Raw genomic sequence first — 20155 nt, 5'->3', positions numbered from 1 at the left:
TATATTTTTACCAAATACGGAGAACCGCCATGGAAATGCCAGCCCCGAATGCCAGCGTCCTATCACGCAAGGATCAAATTGTTAGCCGTTTGCAGGCCGTTTTGCCTGCGAACGCGGTAATTTCCGATGTGACCGAAACCCGCGCCTATGAATGCGATGCATTGACCGCTTACCGCTGCCCGCCGCTTTGTGCTGTGTTGCCTGCAAATACCCAAGAGGTCGCGGCGGTCATGAAAATTTGCCACGATATGGGCGTGCCCGTCGTTCCGCGCGGTTCGGGCACATCGCTTGCTGGGGGGGCGCTACCGACCGCCGATTGCGTGATCCTTGGCGTGGCCAAGATGAACGGCGTGATCGAAACCAACTATCCAGACCGCTATATCACGGTGCAGACAGGCCGGACCAATCTGTCGGTCACGGGCGCTGTCGAGGAAGATGGGTTCTTCTACGCGCCTGATCCGTCTAGCCAATTGGCCTGCGCCATTGCAGGAAATATCGCGATGAATTCGGGCGGTGCGCATTGTCTCAAATACGGGGTGACCACGAATAACCTGCTGGGCGTGACGATGGTCATGATGGATGGCAGTATTGTGGACATCGGGGGCGCGCATATGGATGCGGGCGGGTTGGATTTGCTTGGCGTCATTTGCGGCTCCGAAGGGCAGCTTGGCGTTGTGACCGAAGCCACTCTGCGCATTCTGCCCAAACCCGAAGGCGCACGTCCTGTGCTGATGGGATATGACAGCAACGAGGTCGCAGGCCAGGTTGTCACAGACATTATCAAAGCAGGCGTTTTACCTGTAGCGATCGAATTCATGGACCGCCCCTGTATCGAAGCGACCGAAGCTTTCGCCAAGGCGGGCTATCCGATGTGCGAGGCGCTGCTGATTGTCGAGGTCGAAGGATCAGATGCGGAAATCGACGCGCAACTGGCCTTGATCATGGACATTGCCGCCAAACATAACCCGGTTGAATTGCGCGAAGCCAAATCAGCGGATGAGGCGGCACGCATTTGGTTGGGCCGCAAATCGGCCTTTGGTGCGATGGGGCAGATCAATGATTACATGTGCCTTGATGGCACGATCCCGGTGTCGCAACTGCCCTATGTGCTGCGCCGGATCGGCGAGATGTCCAAGGAGTACGGGCTGGGCGTCGGCAATGTGTTCCACGCGGGCGATGGCAATATGCACCCGCTGATCTTGTTCGATGCCAATAAGCCCGGCGATCTTGAACTTTGCGAGACATTTGGCGCCGATATCTTGAAACTCTGCGTCGAAGTGGGCGGTTGCCTGACCGGTGAACATGGTGTGGGGATCGAAAAACGTGACCTGATGAACGTGCAATATGACCCCGCAGATCTAGAGGCGCAGATGGCCGTCAAAGATGTGTTCGACCCTGCTTGGCTGTTGAACGCGGCCAAAGTGTTCCCGCTAGATAGTTCTGAAGCCCGCCGCGCGGCCGGAGATCACTGATATGACACCCCAGACCGAACAAGACCTTTCTGACCTGATCAAAGGTGCCGATGCCCCCTTAAGTATTCGGGGCGGCGGCACGCGCAGCTATGCCCATGTTGCGGGCGACACTGTTGATATGCGCGCCATGTCGGGCATCACGCTTTATGAACCGGGTGCAATGACCATCGTCGCCAAAGCTGGCACGCCTTTGACTGACATCAACGCAGCCCTTGCCGCAGAAAACCAAAGGCTCGCGTTTGAGCCAATGGACCATCGCGCATTGCTCGGCACTAAGGGCGCGCCAACAATTGGCGGCATTGTTGCCGGCAATATTTCGGGACCGCGCCGCATATCTGTTGGGGCGTGCCGCGATTTCTTGCTGGGTGTGCGCTTTGTTGATGGAGCGGGCAATATCGTCAAAAACGGTGGCCGCGTGATGAAAAACGTAACCGGCTATGATCTCGTGAAGCTGATGTCGGGCGCCTACGGCACATTGGGTGTGTTGACAGAAGTGTCGTTGAAGGTGCTGCCAAACGTCGCCCAAACGGCTTGCGTGATGTTGCACGGGTTGGACGATGCGCGCGCGATCAAAGCGATGTCAGCCGCACTTGGCTCTCCGTTCGAGGTTACGGGTGCAGCACATCTGCCGCAAAGCATGCAAGGCGATCCGATCACCATGATCCGGATTGAAGGGTTCGACGCGTCGGTCAAATACCGCGCAGACCGCCTGCGCGACCTGTTGAAACCATTCGGTGAAGCCACGCTGCAAATTGGCGAAACGGACAATGGTTACGGCACGCAGAAAGGTTGGGCATGGGTGCGCGATGTGACTGCGTTCTCAGATCAGCCCGGAGATGTCTGGCGCATATCTGTCAAACCGTCTGACGCTGCCGATATTGTGGCCAAGTTAGATGCAAACGCCGTACAATATGATTGGGGCGGCGGGCTGATTTGGGCGTTAACCGATGGCGGAGATCTTCGCGCGAAATTAGGTGACTTCAAAGGGCATGCAACACGCATTCGCGGTGCGGGGGACGCGCCGGTGTTCCACCCCGAATCAACACCTATCGCAACGATCAGCGCCGGATTACGCGCCAAATTCGACCCCCGCAATATTCTCAACAAAGGGTTGATGGCCTGATGCAAACCACATTCACACCAGAACAGCTCACCGATCCGGGAACAGCGCGGGCCAATGAAATTCTGCGTGCCTGTGTGCATTGCGGATTTTGCACGGCGACCTGTCCGACATACCAAGTGCTTGGTGACGAATTAGATAGCCCCCGTGGGCGGATATACCTGATCAAAGATATGCTGGAAAATAACCGCAAGCCTGATGCGAAAACGGTCAAACATATTGACCGTTGCCTGTCTTGTCTGGCCTGCATGACCACCTGCCCATCTGGTGTGCATTATATGCATTTGGTTGACCATGCCCGCGCCTATATCGAAGAACATTACAACCGCCCTTGGTCTGATCGGGCGCTGCGGTGGGTGCTCGCGCGCATATTGCCCTATCCGACGCGGTTTCGTGTGGCACTGCTTGGCGCGAAAATCGCACGCCCCTTTGCACGGTTTTTGCCTGACCCGCGCCTGCGCGCGATGATCGCCATGGCCCCAAAGACCATCCCCCCCGTGAGCCGCAACGACGACCCGCAGGTCTTTCCGGCGCAGGCCAAAAAGATGCGCGTCGCGCTGATGACAGGGTGCGCGCAAAAGGCGCTTAACACTGACATCAACGATGCGACCATCCGATTGCTCACACGTATGGGCGCCGAGGTTGTGGTGGCGAGCGGCGCAGGCTGCTGTGGTGCGCTGACCCATCACATGGGCAAAGAAGGTGAAAGCCACGCAGCGGCGGCCAAGAACATTCGCGCATGGGTGCGTGAAATGGATCAAGGGCTCGACGCCATTGTAATCAATACCTCTGGCTGCGGCACCACAGTCAAAGACTACGGACATATGTTCCGCAATGACCCTTTGGCCGCTGATGCTGCACGGGTCAGTGCGATTGCGATGGATATCTCAGAGGTGTTGATGCAACTGGACCTGCCCAAAGGCGATGATAAAAACACCAAAGTAGCCTATCACGCGGCCTGTTCGCTACAACATGGGCAACAGATCAAAACCCATCCGAAAACGCTTCTCAAAAACGCCGGGTTTACTGTTTTGGAACCCGCGGACAGCCATCTGTGCTGCGGATCGGCGGGCACGTATAATCTGATGCAGCCCGAAATTTCAGCGCAGCTAAAATCACGTAAAGTCGACACGCTCGAAGCGCTGAGGCCTGATATCATCGCCGCAGGCAATATTGGCTGCATGGTGCAAATTGGCAGCGCCACCCAAGTGCCAATTGTACATACGGTCGAACTGCTTGATTGGGCGACAGGCGGGCCAAAACCGCCAGCGCTTGATACCGAAAGAAATACGAAAATGAAGGTGCCAATCCTGCGCTAATGCCATATTCCTGCCGCAACTCTGCGGGAAGCTAGATCAAACGGTAAGGACGACATGCGGCATTTTCTGATCATTGCAATTTGGCTCTTTGCGGCCGCGCTGCCGGTGCACGCCGAAGAAACAGAGCTCGTCAGCCTGGAAACCCGCCAAGACAGCCAAGGTTGGGAGGCCGTTGGCCGACTTGATATTGCAGGCAAAGGGTTTTGTACCGCCGCCTTGATCCGGGAAAGCCTGATCCTAACGGCGGCACACTGTCTGTATGATGAGGATGGATCGCCGATCGACAGCGATCGATTCGAATTTCTGGCGGGGCTGCGCGACGGGCGCGCCTCCGCGACGCGCGCGATTAGACGTGCCATCCCGCATCCAGACTACGATCCAAACGGCGATACATTCGCGCCGCTCGAAGTCGCCGTGGATATTGCTGTTCTTGAACTTGAACGCCCGATCCAAAACACGCGGATACGGCCATATTTAATCGCCACCCGGCCGCTGACCGGTGATGAAATTGGGGTTGTGTCCTATGGGCGCGGGCGCGAAAATCTGCCCAGCCTGCAAGAGGTCTGTAGCGTCTTGGGGCGTCAAACCGGCGTGATTGTGATGACCTGCGATGTCGACTTTGGGTCCAGTGGTGCGCCAGTGTTCACCGTGCGCGATGGGGAAACCCGGATTGCCTCTGTTGTCTCTGCAATGGCGCAGATTGATGGGCAGAAAGTGTCGCTTGGCACCTCGCTTGACGGGCCGCTTTCAGTCCTTATGGCGCATTTTTCAACCATCGGTCCGGCGCTTCCCGGCGGCACACAGCGCATCATTTCAATCGGCGAACGCAATGATACGGGCGCCAAGTTCATTAGCGTGAACTAGGGGCTTGAAAGCCTAAATCAGCATCCCCACATCAAATGTACCAAGGCGCCAATGATGGGTCTTGGACAAACCGGCCTGTCCCATTGGGAAGGCTTCACACTTGTTATCGCTTGATAAAGGATGACCTATTATGCGTAGTTTTGACCTAACACCCCTCTACCGTGCCACCGTTGGTTTCGACCAAATCGCTGATCTTATGGATCGCGCAATCTCCAGCGACGCCGGCACCAACAGCTACCCCCCATACAATATCGAAAAGATCGCTGACGACGGTTGGCGCATTTCAATTGCGGTCGCCGGGTTTAGTGACGATGATCTCGCAATTGAAGTCAAAGACCGCTCGCTCCATGTCACCGCACGCAAGGCCGAAGACGAGGCCGAGCGCAAATACCTACACCGGGGCATTGCCACCCGCGCGTTTGAACGCCGGTTCCACCTTGCGGATCATGTGCGTGTGACGGGCGCCAGCCATGAAAACGGCATGCTGCACATCGACCTGACCCGCGAAGTCCCAGAAGCGCTCAAACCGCGCCGGATCGAAATCGCGGCAGGCGGCAAAAAGGACGCCAATCTCGTAGATGCGAAATCAGTGAACTAAACGAATTCGCTCCCGGCGCGGAAACGCGCCGGGAGCGATGTTTTTGCAGACTCAGCGAAGGGCAGGTTTGAGCACAAACCTACCTCAAGAGTTCTAGAAAAACGCAGCAACGTCGTCCCAATTATCAACGCGCTTGTACCGCTTCTCATCTCGATTTTTGGGTGCAGAGAATACAATGCCCTGGCCTCGCAAGCGTTCGAAGTGGCGCGGTGTATCATCGATGAGATAATCAACATCAGTTACGTACTTCTCTCCGCAAAAAACGATGTTTAGAGGATTGAAAAACGGTAAGTGCTCAGAAATCCATTTGAATTTATGCGACATGCAAGCTGGGTGTTCCATCGCCGCGGTCACTATGAAGACATCGTGCTTTTTTACCAGCGTCTCAAGCACGTCGATGGCTTTAGGAAGTGCATCTAGGGTTGCAAAGAACGAGCCCTCATTTAGCATTTCAACCATCTTTTGGTTTTGACTGTCGGTCAATAGTGACTGAATTGGCATATCCCGTTTTTCATGAGCGGGTATGTCGTAAGATGTTTCAGCCCACAATCTTAGGCTACCGTAGGTGTCACAGATCACATCATCCATATCGAAGCCGATCCGAGTACGATCCATGTCTGTGTTCCTAAATTGTGATTGCTTAATAATGGGTTAACAAAGTACTGCTGGATCGACAAGATGGGCTTTCTGCATGACTGCTCAGTCCGCAAAGCCGACCTAGCTGCTAAATCAGCATCAATGCGCCTCGGCCCAGTTCGCCCCCTGCCCTGCGTCTACAGATAGCTTCACATCAAGCTTCACCGCTGGATCACTGGCGTTTTCCATCACGTCGCGTGCCGCGTCGATCAGGGTTTCGGCGCTGCCTGCATCGACCTCAAAGATCAATTCATCGTGGACTTGAAGAAGCATTTTGGCGGGCAGGCCTGCAATCGCATCCGGCATCCGGATCATCGCGCGGCGGATCACATCGGCGGCTGTCCCTTGGATCGGCGCGTTGATTGCAGCGCGCTTGGCGAACCCTGCGTGAGGTCCCTTAGCATTGATTTCGGGCGTGTTGATTTTGCGCCCAAACAGCGTTTGCACATAGCTATGCTCTTTGGCAAAGGCGACCGTGTCATCCATATAGGTACGAATGCCCGGGAAACGTTCAAAGTAGCGGTCAATGAACCCTTGGGCCTCGCCACGCGGAATACGCAGGTTGCGCGCCAGACCAAAGCCGGAAATCCCGTAGATCACACCAAAGTTAATCGCCTTGGCCTGCCTGCGAATATCCGGCGTCATTTCCTCCAAAGGCACATCAAACATTTCAGACGCGGTCATGGCGTGAATATCGATCCCATCGCGGAACGCTTGTTTGAGCGCATCAATCCCAGCGACATGCGCCAGAATACGCAGCTCAATTTGGCTATAGTCGAGGCTGACAAGGACATTCCCGGGTGCCGCGACAAAGGCTTCGCGGATGCGCCGCCCTTCCTCAGAACGCACAGGAATGTTTTGCAGGTTCGGGTCCGTCGACGCGAGCCGCCCTGTGTTCGCGCCCGCGATCACATAGGATGTATGCACGCGCCCTGTGTCAGGGTTGATGTGCTCTTGCAGCGCGTCTGTATAGGTCGATTTCAGCTTTGATAGCTGACGCCAATCCAGAATGCGGCGCGGCAAGTCATGGATCGTAGCGAGATCTTCGAGCACTGTCGCACCGGTCGAATAGGCCCCGGTTTTCCCTTTGGATGGGGCCTTACCATCTGGCATTTCCAGCCCCATTTCGTCGAACATGATCTCGCCCAGCTGTTTCGGCGATCCGACGTTGAACTTATGGCCAACTATTTCGTAGATATCATCTTCGAGCCCGGCCATTTTCTGCGCAAACGCATTTGACATGCGTGACAGCGTATCGCGGTCAACCTGCACACCATGCATTTCCATCTGCGCGAGCACCGGCACCAAGGGGCGTTCTAGTGTTTCATAAACGGTCGTGACCTGTATGGCGTGCAATTGCGGTTTGAACTGCTGCCATAGACGCAGGGTGATATCGGCATCTTCGGCGGCGTATTTGACGGCCTCATCAACGGGCACGCGGTCAAAGGTAATCGCAGATTTTCCAGTGCCCAACAGCGGTTTGATCGGAATCGGCGTATGGTCAAGATACCGCTCTGAAAGCACATCCATCCCGTGATTGTGCACGCCTGCGTTCATCGCATAAGACATCAGCATCGTGTCATCAATCGGCGCGACAGTGATCCCCTGACGCGCAAAAATCTTGGCGTCGTATTTCATGTTTTGGCCAATCTTTAGGATCGACGCATCCTCAAGCACGGGCTTGAGCATCGCCAGACATGTGCCTATATCCATCTGCCCTTCGGCCACATCATCAGAGCCAAACAGATCATCGGCTGCGGCTGCCTTGTGGGTCAACGGGATATAGCAGGCCTGCCCAGCCTCGACGCACAATGAAATACCAACCAGATCAACGATCATCTCGTTCAGGCCCGTGGTCTCTGTGTCGACAGCAACATAGCCGCGCGCATAAATCCGGTCGATCCAGACCTGCAAAGCGGCCGCATCCGATACGCATTCATAGGTTTCGGGCGCAAATGGCACGGCTTCTGGGGCTGCAACCTCGGCTGTTTGTGCCGTTGGGGTCGCGATTCTGGGGGCTTGCGCGCCCAGTTTGTCCGCGACACGTTTGACGATCGTGCGGAATTCCATTTCTGCCAAGAAGCCAAGCAAGGTTTCCGCATCAGGTGTGCGCACCTCTAGGCTATCAAGATCGAACGGCAGCTCCATGTCGCAATCCAGCTGCACAAGCCGTTTGGACAGCTCAATCTGCGCGCGGTTGTCGATCAGGCTTTGACGTCGCTTGGGTTGTTTAATTTCGCCCGCCCGGTCGAGCAGCGTTTCCAGATCACCATATTCATTGATCAAAAGCGCGGCTGTCTTGATCCCAATGCCCGGCGCGCCCGGCACGTTATCAACGGAATCACCTGCAAGCGCCTGCACATCCACAACACGTTCAGGCCCGACGCCAAATTTTTCAACCACGCCGTCATTGTCGATGCGCTTGTTCTTCATCGGGTCGAGCATCTCAACCCCGCCACCGACCAGCTGCATCAGGTCTTTATCCGAGGATAGGATCGTCACACGCCCGCCCGCATCGCGCGCCTGATGGGCGAGGGTCGCGATAATATCATCGGCTTCGAACCCTTCGATTTCTTCGCAGGCGATGTTGAACGCCCGCGTCGCATCGCGCGTCAGCGGCATCTGTGGGCGTAAATCTTCGGGCATCGCGTCGCGGTTTGCCTTATATAGATCATACATTTCATTGCGGAACGTATGGCTACCCTTGTCAAAAATCACCGCCACATGGGTCGCGGCATCTGGCCCCGTGTTTGTTTCCACATAGCGTTGCAACATATTCACAAAGCCCGACACAGCCCCAACAGGCAATCCATCAGATTTGCGCGTCAACGGCGGAAGTGCATGATAGGCACGAAAAATGAACGCCGAGCCGTCGATCAAATGCAGGTGGCAACCTTTGCCGAATTGCGTTGTCATGGGTTGGCTCCTTACGATCAGTTCACGTTCGGTTCTGCCACGATCAGCCTCGGTTCGCCAGTGATCTTTAGCGGGTTTATGGGAGAGACCAGATAAACGGCGTCCACAGGCCGACACGCACCCCTGCACCGCGCAGCACGTCGCCAACCCACACATTACAGGTGCGCAACAAGTGAAAGCGCCCCGTCGCCGGGTAGAACCGATCAGTCGCGTTAAAGCCGGGATGATCGATAGGGTTATCAGACGCAAACCCCGCGCTGATTGCGTCAAGCAAAGTGGCGAACTGATCAGGGCTCAACTGCAACCGCGTCACGTCCAAGTCTGCGCGCAGCGGCCCTGCCAAATCAACGCGCATCACGGCATGATCGCCGGTCACCGCGCGCCACACAGGCCGCAGGCTCAGGTCAGTATAATCGCCAGTTGTCGTATAAAAATCGCGCGCGCCCCAACCAACGCTGACCCACGACACATCAGGGTGATTGATCGGCATGCCTGCGGCCGCCAAAAACCCAAACCTGTCGCGAACCTGCGCCGTCGCGGGAATTAAAATGTCGGTGTGGATTGGCCCGGCGAAAAGACCAATTTCGATACCGCCCTCGTCTGGTGGCTTACTGCCTGTGCGGACCATCCCGCCAACTGTCCCAGCCAAAAGATAGATCAGTGGCAGTAAGACGATAATAAGGGCAAAACGCCGAATTACACTTTACCTTCGTAATCCGCATGCACGATTTTTGCATCGCAATAGGGGCATTCGACATAGCCGACCTCATGCGGGATTTGCAGCCAGACACGCGGGTGACCAAGCCCACCTTCGCCGCCATCACAGGCAATGCGCCAGTCGTTAACAATCCGGGTCTCTGGGGCTGGCGTGGTCATATTGTCACCTGTGTGCTTGCTGCTGGCCGCAGTGGGCCTTAGATCACGTGATACATACCGCACGAGACGCGCAGGGGAAAGACCAGCATGACCGACAACGCCATAGAAATTTCCGGGCTTAAGAAAACCTATGCCGCCACCGGACGCAGCCCCGGCAAAGAGGCGTTGAAAGGGGTAGATTTGAATATCCCACGCGGGTCCATTTTCGGACTTTTGGGGCCAAACGGTGCTGGAAAATCAACCCTTATCAATATTTTAGCCGGTTTGGTTGTCAAATCGGCAGGCAGCGTCAAGATTTGGGGCTTTGACCAAGACACAAACCCACGCCAATCGCGCGCCTCGATTGGAATTATGCCGCAAGAACCGCATCTTGACCCGTTTTTCACACCCGCCGGGTCGCTCGATGTTCAAGCAGGTCTTTATGGCGTGCCAAAATCGCAGCGCAGAACGGCAGAGATTCTAGATTTGATCGGATTGACCGATAAGGCAGACGCCTACTCGAGATCGCTATCTGGTGGGATGCGGCGGCGGTTGCTATTGGGCAAGGCGCTCGTGCATTCACCGCAAATTCTTGTGTTGGATGAGCCGACAGCAGGCGTCGATATCGCGCTGCGCAATATGCTGTGGCAAAATGTGCGCAAGCTCAATGATGAGGGAATGACCGTGATCCTGACGACCCATTATCTCGAAGAAGCAGAAGCCATGTGCGACGATATCGCGATCATCAACCATGGCGAAGTGGTTGCACGTGACAGCACTTCAAACCTCATTGGGCACCTTGATCGCAAAACGCTGGTGATCACGCCAGATGGGCCCGCAGAATTGCCGGAACTGCCGCCGGAAATCGCTGGCAAAAAGCACCACAACGGCATGTTAAGTTTCACCTACCAAAGCGCGACAACCCCTGCCGATGCGGTGTTGCACATTCTGCGCGAGGCCGGGATCACGATCAAAGACGTAAAGACCCAAGAGGCCCATCTTGAGGACGTGTTTCTATCGCTCACATCCGCAAAATAGCTTAGGTCAATCATATTTAGCGAAGCGCAATCGCCACCGGACTCAATCCAACAACATGCGGCCCAGCTGTTGCCCGCCGAGAATGTGCATATGATAGTGCGGCACATCTTGAACGCCATGCACGCGGGTGTTCGAAATGCCCCGGAATCCTTCGTCAAGCTGCATCAGATCGCACACAGCGGCGACCGCGTGAAAAAAACCGGCCTGTTCAGTCGCGGACGCGTCACGGGCAAAGTGATCAAGGCTCATATATGGCCCCTTCGGGATCACCAGTACATGCACGGCGGCCTGCGGTTGAATGTCATGAAACGCCAAAGCGTGATCGTTTTCAAAGACGGTCTTGTTGGGAATTTCGCCACGTAAAATCTTGGCGAAAATATTCTGGTCGTCGTATGCGTAATCCATGGGGGCCTCAATCAACAAAAAGATGGGGGGTTTCGGCAAGAACGCACGCAGTATCCATATCTACGCGCAAGAATTGGGCAAGGGCAGCCGCATTTTCAGCGACTGTTGCGGTTTCACTGATCCGCGACGCACCTACAAAGTCGGCGTCGCGGATACTGTCACGCTCGTGCAGGATATCGTTGCGAATAGTAGGCAGAAGCCGTGCGACGGTTGCATCACTGCTTTGTGCGCCAGCCAGTCCAACGCGTTTCGCATGGCCCGCCAAATAGTCATCATCGAACTCACAGGCAATTTCGAGCAAACGTACGTCGGCACGGTCCGAGAAAAAGTCACGCATCAATTCGATGTCTGCTGTATCAAGGCAAATCACCAACCGATCGCTTTTGTTGTGATCAAACAACATCCGCAAAAATGCGCGGCGATGCCGACCACGTTTTTGCACAGTCGTTTCGATCCCACCAAGATCCGGCAGCGGCGTTGCGTCTTCACTGAATAAATAGTCGACCGCTGGAATATCGGTATGTGCCCGGATTCCAGCGGCCAAACGTTTGGCGACATGCCATTTCTTACAAGCCACTATGAGCAGCTCGCGATTGCGCCCCAGCGTGGTTTCACGTTCCCAAAACCGTGGCGTAAACCGGCGCCCAATGCGCCCTCGGCCGGTTAGGAATTGAAACAGCCGCCGCCCCTCGTCGGTGATCACGAAATCCGTCCGGTCACTCACATAGAGCGCGCCGAGCTCGGATCTCAGATTGGCAGCCTCGGCACTGATTTTGCGCGCGAATAAGCCGCTTTGTCCCAGTAACAGATCGTAGTGGTCATTATAAAACGTCACAGGCATGCCGTAATCGGTGAACATCAAAAATGTGAGCGTGCGGTTTTCGATCTCATTCCCAGGTACCAGATGGCGCACAAGCGTTTGAAAAAATGTCTCATCGGGGATCCAAGTCGTGCGGAAAAAACGCATCACGTCTTTGCGGGCTCGGGTGAAATCAAGTAGTGCCTCAACGGTGCGCCGCCGCAGACACCACCATTGACTGCCGATCATGATTTGCACGCCTTTAGGCGTATCGCGCGTGATCCCAAATTTCTGTTGCAACGCCAATGACGTGTAAAACCGCTTTTTCTGCGTGCGCTCATTAAAATGATGACGGTAAATCAGACGCTCTTCGCGGAACCCCGTTTTGATCCAATCGCTGTCAAAGAAATCATAGCTTTCGATAAAATCACGGTCATGTTGGTCCAAAAACTGATGCGCATATTGAGCGGATTTGATCGGCATGCAATCACCCGACACCATGTAGAAATGGCTCGCACGCGGGAATGCTTCAACTGCCGCTTCAACGGCATGAAGGGTCGCCTGCACAAGGCTCCATTCGCCCCACCCGCATTTGATCCGGCGCTTGGCGAAGACCACGTTTGGGTTATCGACCAAGACCGTCTGAATGGTCGCAAAATCCTCAGCATCGGCCGAGGCATCAAAATGGATTGCGATATAATCGCCAGCCGCTGTCAATTGCTGCGCTTGCTGCACAATCGCATCAGGGTTCTTGTGGCAAAGAAGGATAAAGGCGATTCTTGCCATCTGTGGTGGGTGCCCCCTGCGGACAAATTGATGTTTCCGGCAACTTGCCGTGATCAGACATTGAATAAACGGTGTTTCTTTGCTCTTAAAGGAAAAACGACGGCGAGTTTACGTAAAGGAGACCACAATTGGCGAGTTTTCCCGGAACCTGGATGACCACCAGCGAAAGCGTCGTCTACCGCGTTGTCCCTAAATGCGCCTGTTCTACCATCGGGCAAATCATGTATTATTCCGATCACGGAAATTTTTTTGACGGCGATATCCATGATGCAAAATCAGGTCTGCACAAATGGGCATTGGACGACAGCAAGGATCTGATCACCAAAAACGTGACCGCGCATCAAAGCTATGCGTTTACCTGTGTCCGCAATCCATACACGCGTATTCTATCGTCATTCTTTGACAAAATCTGCGGCATTCAGCGCAACGGCAAATACTATCGCGGCAATCTTGTGCCCCTACTGACCCAAAAATACGGGATCGAAGTTGGCGATCCGGACACCGGATTTGAATTCGACCAGATCAAAAGCTTCCGTCGCTTTCTATTGTTCGCGCGCGACACCATCCGCTGGCGCCGCCCGATGGACCCAGACATTCACTGGTCAGCCATGTCTGGCCATATCGCGACTTACATCGTAAACGGCGGTCGCTACGACAATATTTTTTGGACCGAAAAGTTTAACGAGGGCATGCAGTCCGTACTGGATGATATCGAAACGCCGCATGCGATTGATCTTGAGACGATCCCGCGGTTCAATGAAAGCGAGGGCCACGGCCCCAAACGCGCGCATCCTGTTGCAGACTATTTCGACGACCTGTCGATGCATCTGGTCTATGAGATGTACAAAAAAGACTTCCGCATCTTCAAATACGATTTTGAAAATCCAGCCAATAAAATGCCGATTGGTGAGATTGACCTTGATGAGGTCCATGCGAAGCTTGGCCAGTGACGACGCTCCCGATTGCGCAATTCACGCGATCAGATCGCAGAGCTAGGTAAGCGCCGCTCGCACCCGCAATATCGGGCCATGCTTCAAACCGACCTATTGAAGCGCGACTTGCCAACGGCCGTCTTGATCTTCGATATCGTACGCGTAGCGACTGCTGTTGCAGACCACAGTTAAGCCCGTGAAGACGACTGCTGGCCGCATTTCCGAAATGCTGTCACAGGGATGACCGCTCGCGCGGATTATTCCAACCGCGGGGTCGACCATCCAAAGCAATGTGCTGTTTGGCATTTCTGCCGCAGCGGCGATAACCGCGCCGGGTTCAATCTGAACGTGCTGGGCCTGGGCGGAATGACCCGCAATAAATAGGGCTGGGATAAGTGCGTGGATTGCGTATTTGAACATTGTGCTGACTCCATCAAACATATTGATATTACCGACAGCACTTTATGGCAGACTTGTGTCTAAAGGTTGTCACAAATTTGAATAATTCAACTTATAGGTGTTTTTCATTTTCAACCTACTGTGTACTGACATTTGCCGACACTCTATGATTTGATAGTTTTTTGCCATCACTAGACCGACAAAACAATACAATTGCTTCGTTTCAAATCGCAAAGTGAGCCTCCTTGGGAACATCCGGAACGCACCTCAAGGAACTCTATTTAAAGTGGTGCCCGCGGCCGGACTCGAACCGGCACGGCCATACAGCCGGGAGATTTTAAGTCTCATGTGTCTACCATTCCACCACGCGGGCACGGTGCTATTCCTATGCGGACATGTCGCGCGGGGCAAGCGGTGAAAGCCCTTCTTCTTTGACGGCTTGCATCGCAACATAGGTCGATGTGTTCGCTACATGCGGCAACGTCGAAATTTTCTCTGCTAAAACAGCGCGGTACCCCATCATTCCCGAAGTCCGCACTTTCAGCAAATAGTCGAACGCGCCTGCAATCAAATGGCATTGTTCGACCTCTGGGACCCGCATGACCGCCTTATTAAATGCGGCCAAGGCATTTTCGCGTGTGTCAGTCAATTTCACCTCAACAAAGGCGACATGGTCGCGGCCCAAGCGAATGGGGTCAAACAATGCGCGGTAACCGCGAATAATGCCGCTATCTTCAAGCCGTTTAAGCCGCGCCTGAGTCGGTGATTTCGACAAGCCGATTCGTCGTGATAGCTCGGTGACGCTTACCCGCCCCTCTATCGCAAGAACGTCAAGTATTTTTCGGTCGAACTGATCTATATCTGAACTCATATTGGCCGCCATATAATTTATCTTCAGGTTAATCGCCTCTCATTTGTTAAATTACCAACCAAATCGACTTCTCGCAATGGCTTAAGCTTTCCCTGCCGACAAGGAGCACGCAAATGTCACAAAACGATTCCGATCTACGCCGCCAAATAGACATAGCAATGTACCGCAATGAAGCCGATACACTTGCATCATTGGTGCAAGCCGCAGCGCTTACACAGGAAGATCGCGCGCGTATTAGCGCAAGTGCCGCTGACCTTGTCCGCGAGATCCGTAACAGCGCCGAACCCGGCCTGATGGAAGTCTTTCTTGCCGAATACGGCCTGTCAACAGATGAGGGAATCGCCCTGATGTGTCTGGCAGAAGCATTGTTGCGGGTCCCAGACGCGGAAACCATCGACGCGCTGATCGAAGATAAAATTGCGCCATCTGATTGGGGCAAGCATCTGGGCCATTCGGCGTCACCGTTGGTAAATGCCTCAACTTGGGCACTGATGTTGACCGGTCGCGTATTGGATGACGAAAAGCCCGGCATTACGCGCCACTTGCGCAGTGCCGTCAAACGTTTGGGCGAACCTGTCATCCGCACTGCCGTCGCACGCGCGATGCGTGAAATGGGGCGTCAATTCGTTTTGGGGGAAGACATCACCAAAGCAATGAAACGGGCCGCGGGCATGCAAGAAAAAGGCTTTACTTATAGCTATGACATGCTCGGCGAAGCGGCCTGCACCGAGGCTGACGCCCGCGCCTATCATCTTGCATATTCGCGGGCGATATCAGCGATTGCAGATCATTGCACCCATGACAGCGTGGCCCAAAACCCCGGTATTTCGGTAAAACTATCCGCTTTGCATCCGCGCTACGAAGTTGCGCAAAAAGATCGTGTAATGGTCGAACTTGTGCCCCGCATGCGTGCGCTGGCTTTGCTCGCGAAATCCGCGGGCATGGGGTTCAACATTGACGCAGAAGAAGCCGACCGCCTGTCCCTGTCGCTGGATGTGATCGCGGCCGTGCTGGCAGAACCTGCGCTGGCAGGATGGGACGGGTTCGGCGTGGTTGTACAGGCGTACGGTCAACGGGCATCATTGGTGATCGACCATTTGCATGCTCTGGCGACGCAATTGGATCGCAAGATCATGGTCCGTCTTGTCAAAGGCGCCTATTGGGATGCGGAAATTAAGCGCGCACAGGTCGAAGGCATGAATGGCTTTCCTGTTTTCACGGCCAAACAGCACACGGATATCAGCTATATCAGTAATGCGCGCAAATTGCTGGGCATGACCGATCGTATTTACCCGCAGTTCGCGACACATAACGCGCATACGGTGGCGGCGGTGCTGGATTTGGCAAGCACAATGGGAAAATCTGCGAACACCTTCGAATTCCAACGCCTACACGGCATGGGTGAGACCCTCCACACGCTTGTTCTGAACGCGCAAGGCACCCGTTGCCGGATTTATGCCCCTGTTGGCGCACACGAAGACCTGCTGGCTTATCTGGTCCGTCGTTTGCTTGAAAACGGCGCGAACTCTAGCTTTGTGAACCAAATCGTTGACGAAGATGTTGCCCCTGAAACTGTCGCAGCCTGCCCATTTGACGCTATCGGCACCGGCGTCGTGCTGCCCAAAGGGCCCGATATTTTCCAGCCGGCGCGGGTCAATTCAAAGGGGTGGGACCTGACCCATCGCCCCACGCTGGACGATCTAAATGCCGCGCGCACATCATTTCAATCTGCGGTGTTCAACGGGCATCCAATCCTTGCCGATGCGGTGGATGGGAAAAGCGCGGTGCAGCCCGTCATCAACCCCGCGCGCGTTGGCGATATTGTCGGTCAAGTCGTACCCGCAGGCCCCGCCGCGATCAACGCCGCGCTGACTGCGGCAGCTCCGTGGACGGCTGATTCTGCGACCCGTGCAGCAGCCCTCACCGCAGTAGCCGATGCCTACGAGGCCAACGCAGCGGAGCTATTCGCCATTCTCGCGCGCGAAGCTGGCAAAGCCATGCCTGACGTTGTTGCGGAACTCCGCGAAGCGGTTGATTTCTTGCGCTACTACGCCACCCAAGCCAGCGACGACAATCAGGCATGTGGCGTGTGGACTTGTATCAGCCCGTGGAACTTTCCGCTGGCGATTTTCACTGGGCAAATTGCAGCAGCACTGGCGGCTGGCAATGCGGTCCTTGCGAAACCTGCCGAGCAAACGCCATTAATCGCGACCCGTGCGATTGAATTGATGCATGCGGCTGGCGTACCCGTCACTGCGCTGCAACTTTTACCCGGTGACGGTGCGGTGGGGGCAGCGCTGACATCAGATGCGCGCGTGAATGGCGTGGCCTTTACCGGGTCTACCGCAACAGCCCTCAAAATTCGCGCGACGATGGCTGCGAACTGCGCCCCCGGCACGCCGTTAATCGCGGAAACTGGCGGGCTGAATGCGATGATTGTCGACAGCACCGCCCTGCCTGAACATGCGGTGCGCGACATCGTCAACGGGGCGTTCCGGTCGGCAGGCCAGCGTTGTTCCGCCCTGCGCTGTCTATATGTTCAAGAAGACATCGCCGCACCATTGCTTAAGATGCTGAAAGGCGCGATGGATGAATTGGTTGTGGGTGATCCGTGGCTGCTCGCGACCGATCTTGGTCCAGTCATCGACAAAGCTGCGCAGCAGATCATCGCCGATCATATTGCAACCGCCCACGCCGACGGTCGGTTGATCCACCAAATCAGCGCCCCAACATCTGACGGACATTTCATCGCGCCAACGGCCATTCGCGTGGACAGCATTGCCGAGATGACCCGCGAGATATTTGGCCCCGTGCTGCATGTCGCGACCTTTAAAGCAGATGAACTAGACGCCGTGATCGATACGATCAACGCAACCGGCTACGGTCTGACCTTCGGCTTACACACCCGGATTGATGACAGGGTGCAGACCATCGTTGAACGCGTTGAGGCTGGCAATATCTATGTGAACCGCGACCAAATTGGGGCGGTTGTCGGCAGCCAACCTTTTGGCGGCGAGGGGCTTTCTGGCACTGGACCTAAAGCAGGTGGCCCACACTACCTGCCGCGCTTTACGGCGAATTCTGCGCCCTTGGTGGAAGGGGAATGGGCAGGCAACGCAGATATGGGTGGCATACAAACAAAGCTCAACGCGTTACAAAATGACGCCCCACGCCCCGCGACAGACCTTCCCGGCCCAACTGGCGAATCCAACCGCCACAGCCTGCGCGCGCGCGGCCCGGTTCTGTGTATGGGGCCAGGTGAAGCCACGGCACAGGCGCAAGTCGCGGCCGTAAATGCATTGGGCGGGATCGGAATCAGCGCCGAAGGCCAAATTGCGCCCGAGGCGCTCGCAACGCTGGACCCAATCGCAGGCGTGCTATGGTGGGGCGATGCCGACACGGGGCGTGCGATTGAAACCGCACTGTCAAAGCGGAGCGGCCCTATTACCGCGCTCATCACTGGTATGCCTGACACCGCGCATGTGATGCACGAACGCCATGTATGCATTGATACAACCGCAGCAGGGGGCAATGCCGCGCTTTTGGCGGCTGTCGCAGATCAAGCAACCGCTTGACCCCGCGCCTGACATAAATCACGGTCGCGGCATGATTTTACCATTCCGCGACCACAACCCGTCGACCCGCGTGCCCTACGTCACGATCGCGCTTATTCTTTTGAATATCCTGATCTTTGTTGGCAGCTACGCATTGCAAACCGATCGGGAAATTAACCGCATCTTTGCGGAATACGGGCTGATCCCTGCGCGGCTTTACGCGGGCGACGGGCTGACGACACCAATCAGTTCCATGTTTTTGCACAGCGGCTTTATGCATCTGGCAGGCAATATGCTGTTTTTGTGGATCTACGGGGATAACCTTGAAGATAAGCTTGGCCATGTGCCGTTCTTGATTTTCTATCTGCTTTGCGGGATCGCAGCGGGGCTGGCGCAATATGCGTCACAACCGCTGTCACTGGTGCCAATGGTCGGTGCATCGGGGGCGATTGCGGGCGTGATGGGGGGCTATATCCTGCTGTTCCCTAAGGCCCGCGTCGATGTCTTCGTGTTCTTCATTGTCTTTTTTCGCATCTTCCCATTACCCGCATGGGTCACGCTTGGGTTCTGGTTTGGTGTGCAAATCTTTAACGGTCTGAACAGCGCCGCGGGCGGTGGCGGCGTGGCGCATTGGGCGCATGCTGGCGGGTTTGTCGCCGGGTTTGTCCTGATGCTACCGTTTTGGTTCATGATCGGCAGCACTGGGTTTTGGAAACGCACAGAGGGGCATCCGGATCACCCGGAAACCCAATATAAGCGCAGCAATATTCCGGTGGTGAAACGTTAAGCCTTGCGGACAACTTTTGCGAAGCTGTCAAAAATCGGCTCGTTTGAGCAAATGACTTCGCCGTCTGCCAAGATATCACCGTCCGGGCGGATAGGTTCGATCATTGCGCCCGCTTCGCGCGCGATGATCAGGCCTGCGGCGATATCCCAGATATGCAATTTGCGTTCCCAAAAACCATCATAGCGGCCCGCAGCCACATAGGCCAAATCAAGCGCTGCAGCCCCAAAGCGACGCACACCCGCACAGGCAGGTAAAATACGTGCGAGGTCTTGCAGGGTTTCTGGCAGGTCAGCACGGCCCGCAAACGGCAGCCCTGTCGCAAAGATGCTTTCGATCATCCGGTGACGGCCAGACACGCGCATGCGGCCTTCGTTCAGCCAAGCACCGCCGCCTTTTTCCGCATAGAACATTTCGTCTTTAGCAGGGTCATAAACAACGCCAGCGACGATCTGACCTTTATGTTCCAGCGCGATAGAGACAGCCCAGTGCGGCAACCCGTGCAAGAAATTTGTGGTGCCATCAAGCGGATCAACGATCCAACGACGGGTCGGATCAGCGCCTTCGATTTCTTTGCCTTCTTCACCCAAGAACCCATAGGTCGGGCGGGCGTGCAGCAATTCTTCGCGAATGGTTTCTTCGGCGGTCCGGTCGGCACGGCTAACAAAATCGCCGGGGCCTTTGGCGCTGACCTGCAATTGTTCAACTTCACCAAAGTCTTTGAGCAATGCGCGCCCCGCTTTACGGGCGGTTTTCATCATCACGTTCAGGTTTGCGCTGCCAGCCATTGGACTTCTCCGGGTTCGG

Annotated in this window: 18 protein-coding genes and 1 tRNA gene; 9 read left to right on the top strand and 10 right to left on the bottom strand. The window is 55.3% G+C overall.

Annotation, left to right across the window (positions count from 1 at the left end):
• The first annotated feature begins 29 nt into the window (after nucleotides 1-29).
• The 5 genes from Yoon_RS04155 to Yoon_RS04135 all read left to right on the top strand — a co-directional run bounded on the left by Yoon_RS04155 (nucleotide 30) and on the right by Yoon_RS04135 (nucleotide 5373).
• Nucleotides 30-1472 carry an FAD-linked oxidase C-terminal domain-containing protein gene (locus Yoon_RS04155; protein WP_238110424.1) on the top strand — a complete coding sequence of 481 codons (1443 nt, stop codon included), beginning with the start codon at nucleotides 30-32 and terminating at the stop codon, nucleotides 1470-1472.
• A 1-nt stretch (nucleotide 1473) separates the two neighbouring features.
• On the top strand, nucleotides 1474-2595 hold the full coding sequence (locus tag Yoon_RS04150) for an FAD-binding protein (protein ID WP_238110422.1): 1122 nt from the start codon (nucleotides 1474-1476) through the stop codon (nucleotides 2593-2595).
• Nucleotides 2595-3911 (top strand): glycolate oxidase subunit GlcF, encoded by a 1317-nt coding sequence (gene glcF, locus Yoon_RS04145; protein ID WP_238110420.1) that lies wholly within the window; start codon nucleotides 2595-2597, stop codon nucleotides 3909-3911. The genes Yoon_RS04150 and glcF overlap by 1 nt, the downstream gene beginning before the upstream one ends.
• Nucleotides 3912-3965: 54 nt before the next feature.
• Nucleotides 3966-4775, top strand: a complete 810-nt coding sequence (locus tag Yoon_RS04140) for a serine protease (protein WP_238110419.1) — start codon at nucleotides 3966-3968, stop codon at nucleotides 4773-4775.
• Between the two features lie 130 nt (nucleotides 4776-4905).
• Complete coding sequence (locus Yoon_RS04135; protein ID WP_238110418.1) at nucleotides 4906-5373, top strand: Hsp20 family protein; 468 nt, start codon at nucleotides 4906-4908, stop codon at nucleotides 5371-5373.
• A gap of 93 nt (nucleotides 5374-5466) precedes the next feature.
• Here Yoon_RS04135 and Yoon_RS04130 read toward each other — a convergent pair whose 3' ends face one another.
• The 4 genes from Yoon_RS04130 to Yoon_RS04115 form a co-directional block, all read right to left on the bottom strand.
• Nucleotides 5467-5988 carry a hypothetical protein gene (locus Yoon_RS04130; protein ID WP_238110417.1) on the bottom strand — a complete coding sequence of 174 codons (522 nt, stop codon included), beginning with the start codon at nucleotides 5986-5988 and terminating at the stop codon, nucleotides 5467-5469.
• A gap of 120 nt (nucleotides 5989-6108) precedes the next feature.
• Entirely contained in the window at nucleotides 6109-8925 is a 2817-nt protein-coding gene (gene polA, locus Yoon_RS04125) for a DNA polymerase I (RefSeq protein WP_238110416.1), read from the bottom strand.
• A 76-nt stretch (nucleotides 8926-9001) separates the two neighbouring features.
• The gene (locus tag Yoon_RS04120) at nucleotides 9002-9583 is read right to left on the bottom strand and encodes a TIGR02117 family protein (protein WP_370642121.1); all 582 of its coding nucleotides are present in this window, start codon (nucleotides 9581-9583) and stop codon (nucleotides 9002-9004) included.
• Between the two features lie 38 nt (nucleotides 9584-9621).
• Nucleotides 9622-9801, bottom strand: coding sequence for a zinc-finger domain-containing protein (locus tag Yoon_RS04115; protein WP_238110414.1), 180 nt, complete (start codon nucleotides 9799-9801; stop codon nucleotides 9622-9624).
• 87 nt (nucleotides 9802-9888) lie between these two features.
• Here Yoon_RS04115 and Yoon_RS04110 point away from each other — a divergent pair, with 87 nt between their 5' ends.
• Nucleotides 9889-10818: an ABC transporter ATP-binding protein gene (locus Yoon_RS04110; RefSeq protein WP_238110413.1), complete on the top strand. Its 930-nt coding sequence runs from the start codon at nucleotides 9889-9891 to the stop codon at nucleotides 10816-10818.
• 42 nt (nucleotides 10819-10860) lie between these two features.
• On the opposite strand, the gene Yoon_RS04105 is transcribed toward Yoon_RS04110, so the two are convergent.
• Together Yoon_RS04105 and Yoon_RS04100 are read right to left on the bottom strand one after the other, a co-directional pair.
• Complete coding sequence (locus tag Yoon_RS04105) at nucleotides 10861-11223, bottom strand: HIT domain-containing protein (RefSeq protein WP_238110412.1); 363 nt, start codon at nucleotides 11221-11223, stop codon at nucleotides 10861-10863.
• 7 nt (nucleotides 11224-11230) lie between these two features.
• On the bottom strand, nucleotides 11231-12808 hold the full coding sequence (locus tag Yoon_RS04100) for a DUF5928 domain-containing protein (RefSeq protein WP_238110410.1): 1578 nt from the start codon (nucleotides 12806-12808) through the stop codon (nucleotides 11231-11233).
• 152 nt (nucleotides 12809-12960) lie between these two features.
• Here Yoon_RS04100 and Yoon_RS04095 point away from each other — a divergent pair, with 152 nt between their 5' ends.
• Nucleotides 12961-13758, top strand: coding sequence for a sulfotransferase family protein (locus tag Yoon_RS04095; RefSeq protein WP_238110408.1), 798 nt, complete (start codon nucleotides 12961-12963; stop codon nucleotides 13756-13758).
• A 93-nt stretch (nucleotides 13759-13851) separates the two neighbouring features.
• Here the strand turns inward: Yoon_RS04095 and Yoon_RS04090 are convergent, their stop codons facing one another.
• The 3 genes from Yoon_RS04090 to Yoon_RS04080 all read right to left on the bottom strand — a co-directional run bounded on the left by Yoon_RS04090 (nucleotide 13852) and on the right by Yoon_RS04080 (nucleotide 15010).
• A complete protein-coding gene (locus tag Yoon_RS04090) occupies nucleotides 13852-14160 on the bottom strand; it encodes a hypothetical protein (RefSeq protein WP_238110406.1) in 309 nt (102 codons plus the stop codon).
• A 266-nt stretch (nucleotides 14161-14426) separates the two neighbouring features.
• Nucleotides 14427-14512, bottom strand: a tRNA-Leu gene (locus Yoon_RS04085).
• A gap of 12 nt (nucleotides 14513-14524) precedes the next feature.
• Nucleotides 14525-15010, bottom strand: a complete 486-nt coding sequence (locus Yoon_RS04080; protein WP_238110404.1) for an Lrp/AsnC family transcriptional regulator — start codon at nucleotides 15008-15010, stop codon at nucleotides 14525-14527.
• Nucleotides 15011-15123: 113 nt separating this feature from the next.
• Between Yoon_RS04080 and putA the strand changes: the two genes are divergently transcribed.
• Nucleotides 15124-18585 carry a bifunctional proline dehydrogenase/L-glutamate gamma-semialdehyde dehydrogenase PutA gene (gene putA / locus Yoon_RS04075; protein ID WP_238110402.1) on the top strand — a complete coding sequence of 1154 codons (3462 nt, stop codon included), beginning with the start codon at nucleotides 15124-15126 and terminating at the stop codon, nucleotides 18583-18585.
• Nucleotides 18586-18619: 34 nt separating this feature from the next.
• A complete protein-coding gene (locus Yoon_RS04070; protein WP_238110964.1) occupies nucleotides 18620-19351 on the top strand; it encodes a rhomboid family intramembrane serine protease in 732 nt (243 codons plus the stop codon).
• Here Yoon_RS04070 and Yoon_RS04065 read toward each other — a convergent pair.
• On the bottom strand, nucleotides 19348-20136 hold the full coding sequence (locus Yoon_RS04065; RefSeq protein ID WP_238110400.1) for an inositol monophosphatase family protein: 789 nt from the start codon (nucleotides 20134-20136) through the stop codon (nucleotides 19348-19350). The two genes, Yoon_RS04070 and Yoon_RS04065, sit on opposite strands and share 4 nt — an antisense overlap.
• Between the last annotated feature and the right edge of the window lie 19 nt (nucleotides 20137-20155).

Source organism: Yoonia sp. I 8.24, assembly GCF_022096995.1.
GTDB lineage: Bacteria > Pseudomonadota > Alphaproteobacteria > Rhodobacterales > Rhodobacteraceae > Yoonia.
The sequence above is the reverse complement of the archived record's forward strand: the minus strand, read 5'-3'. Positions and strand labels throughout refer to the sequence as shown.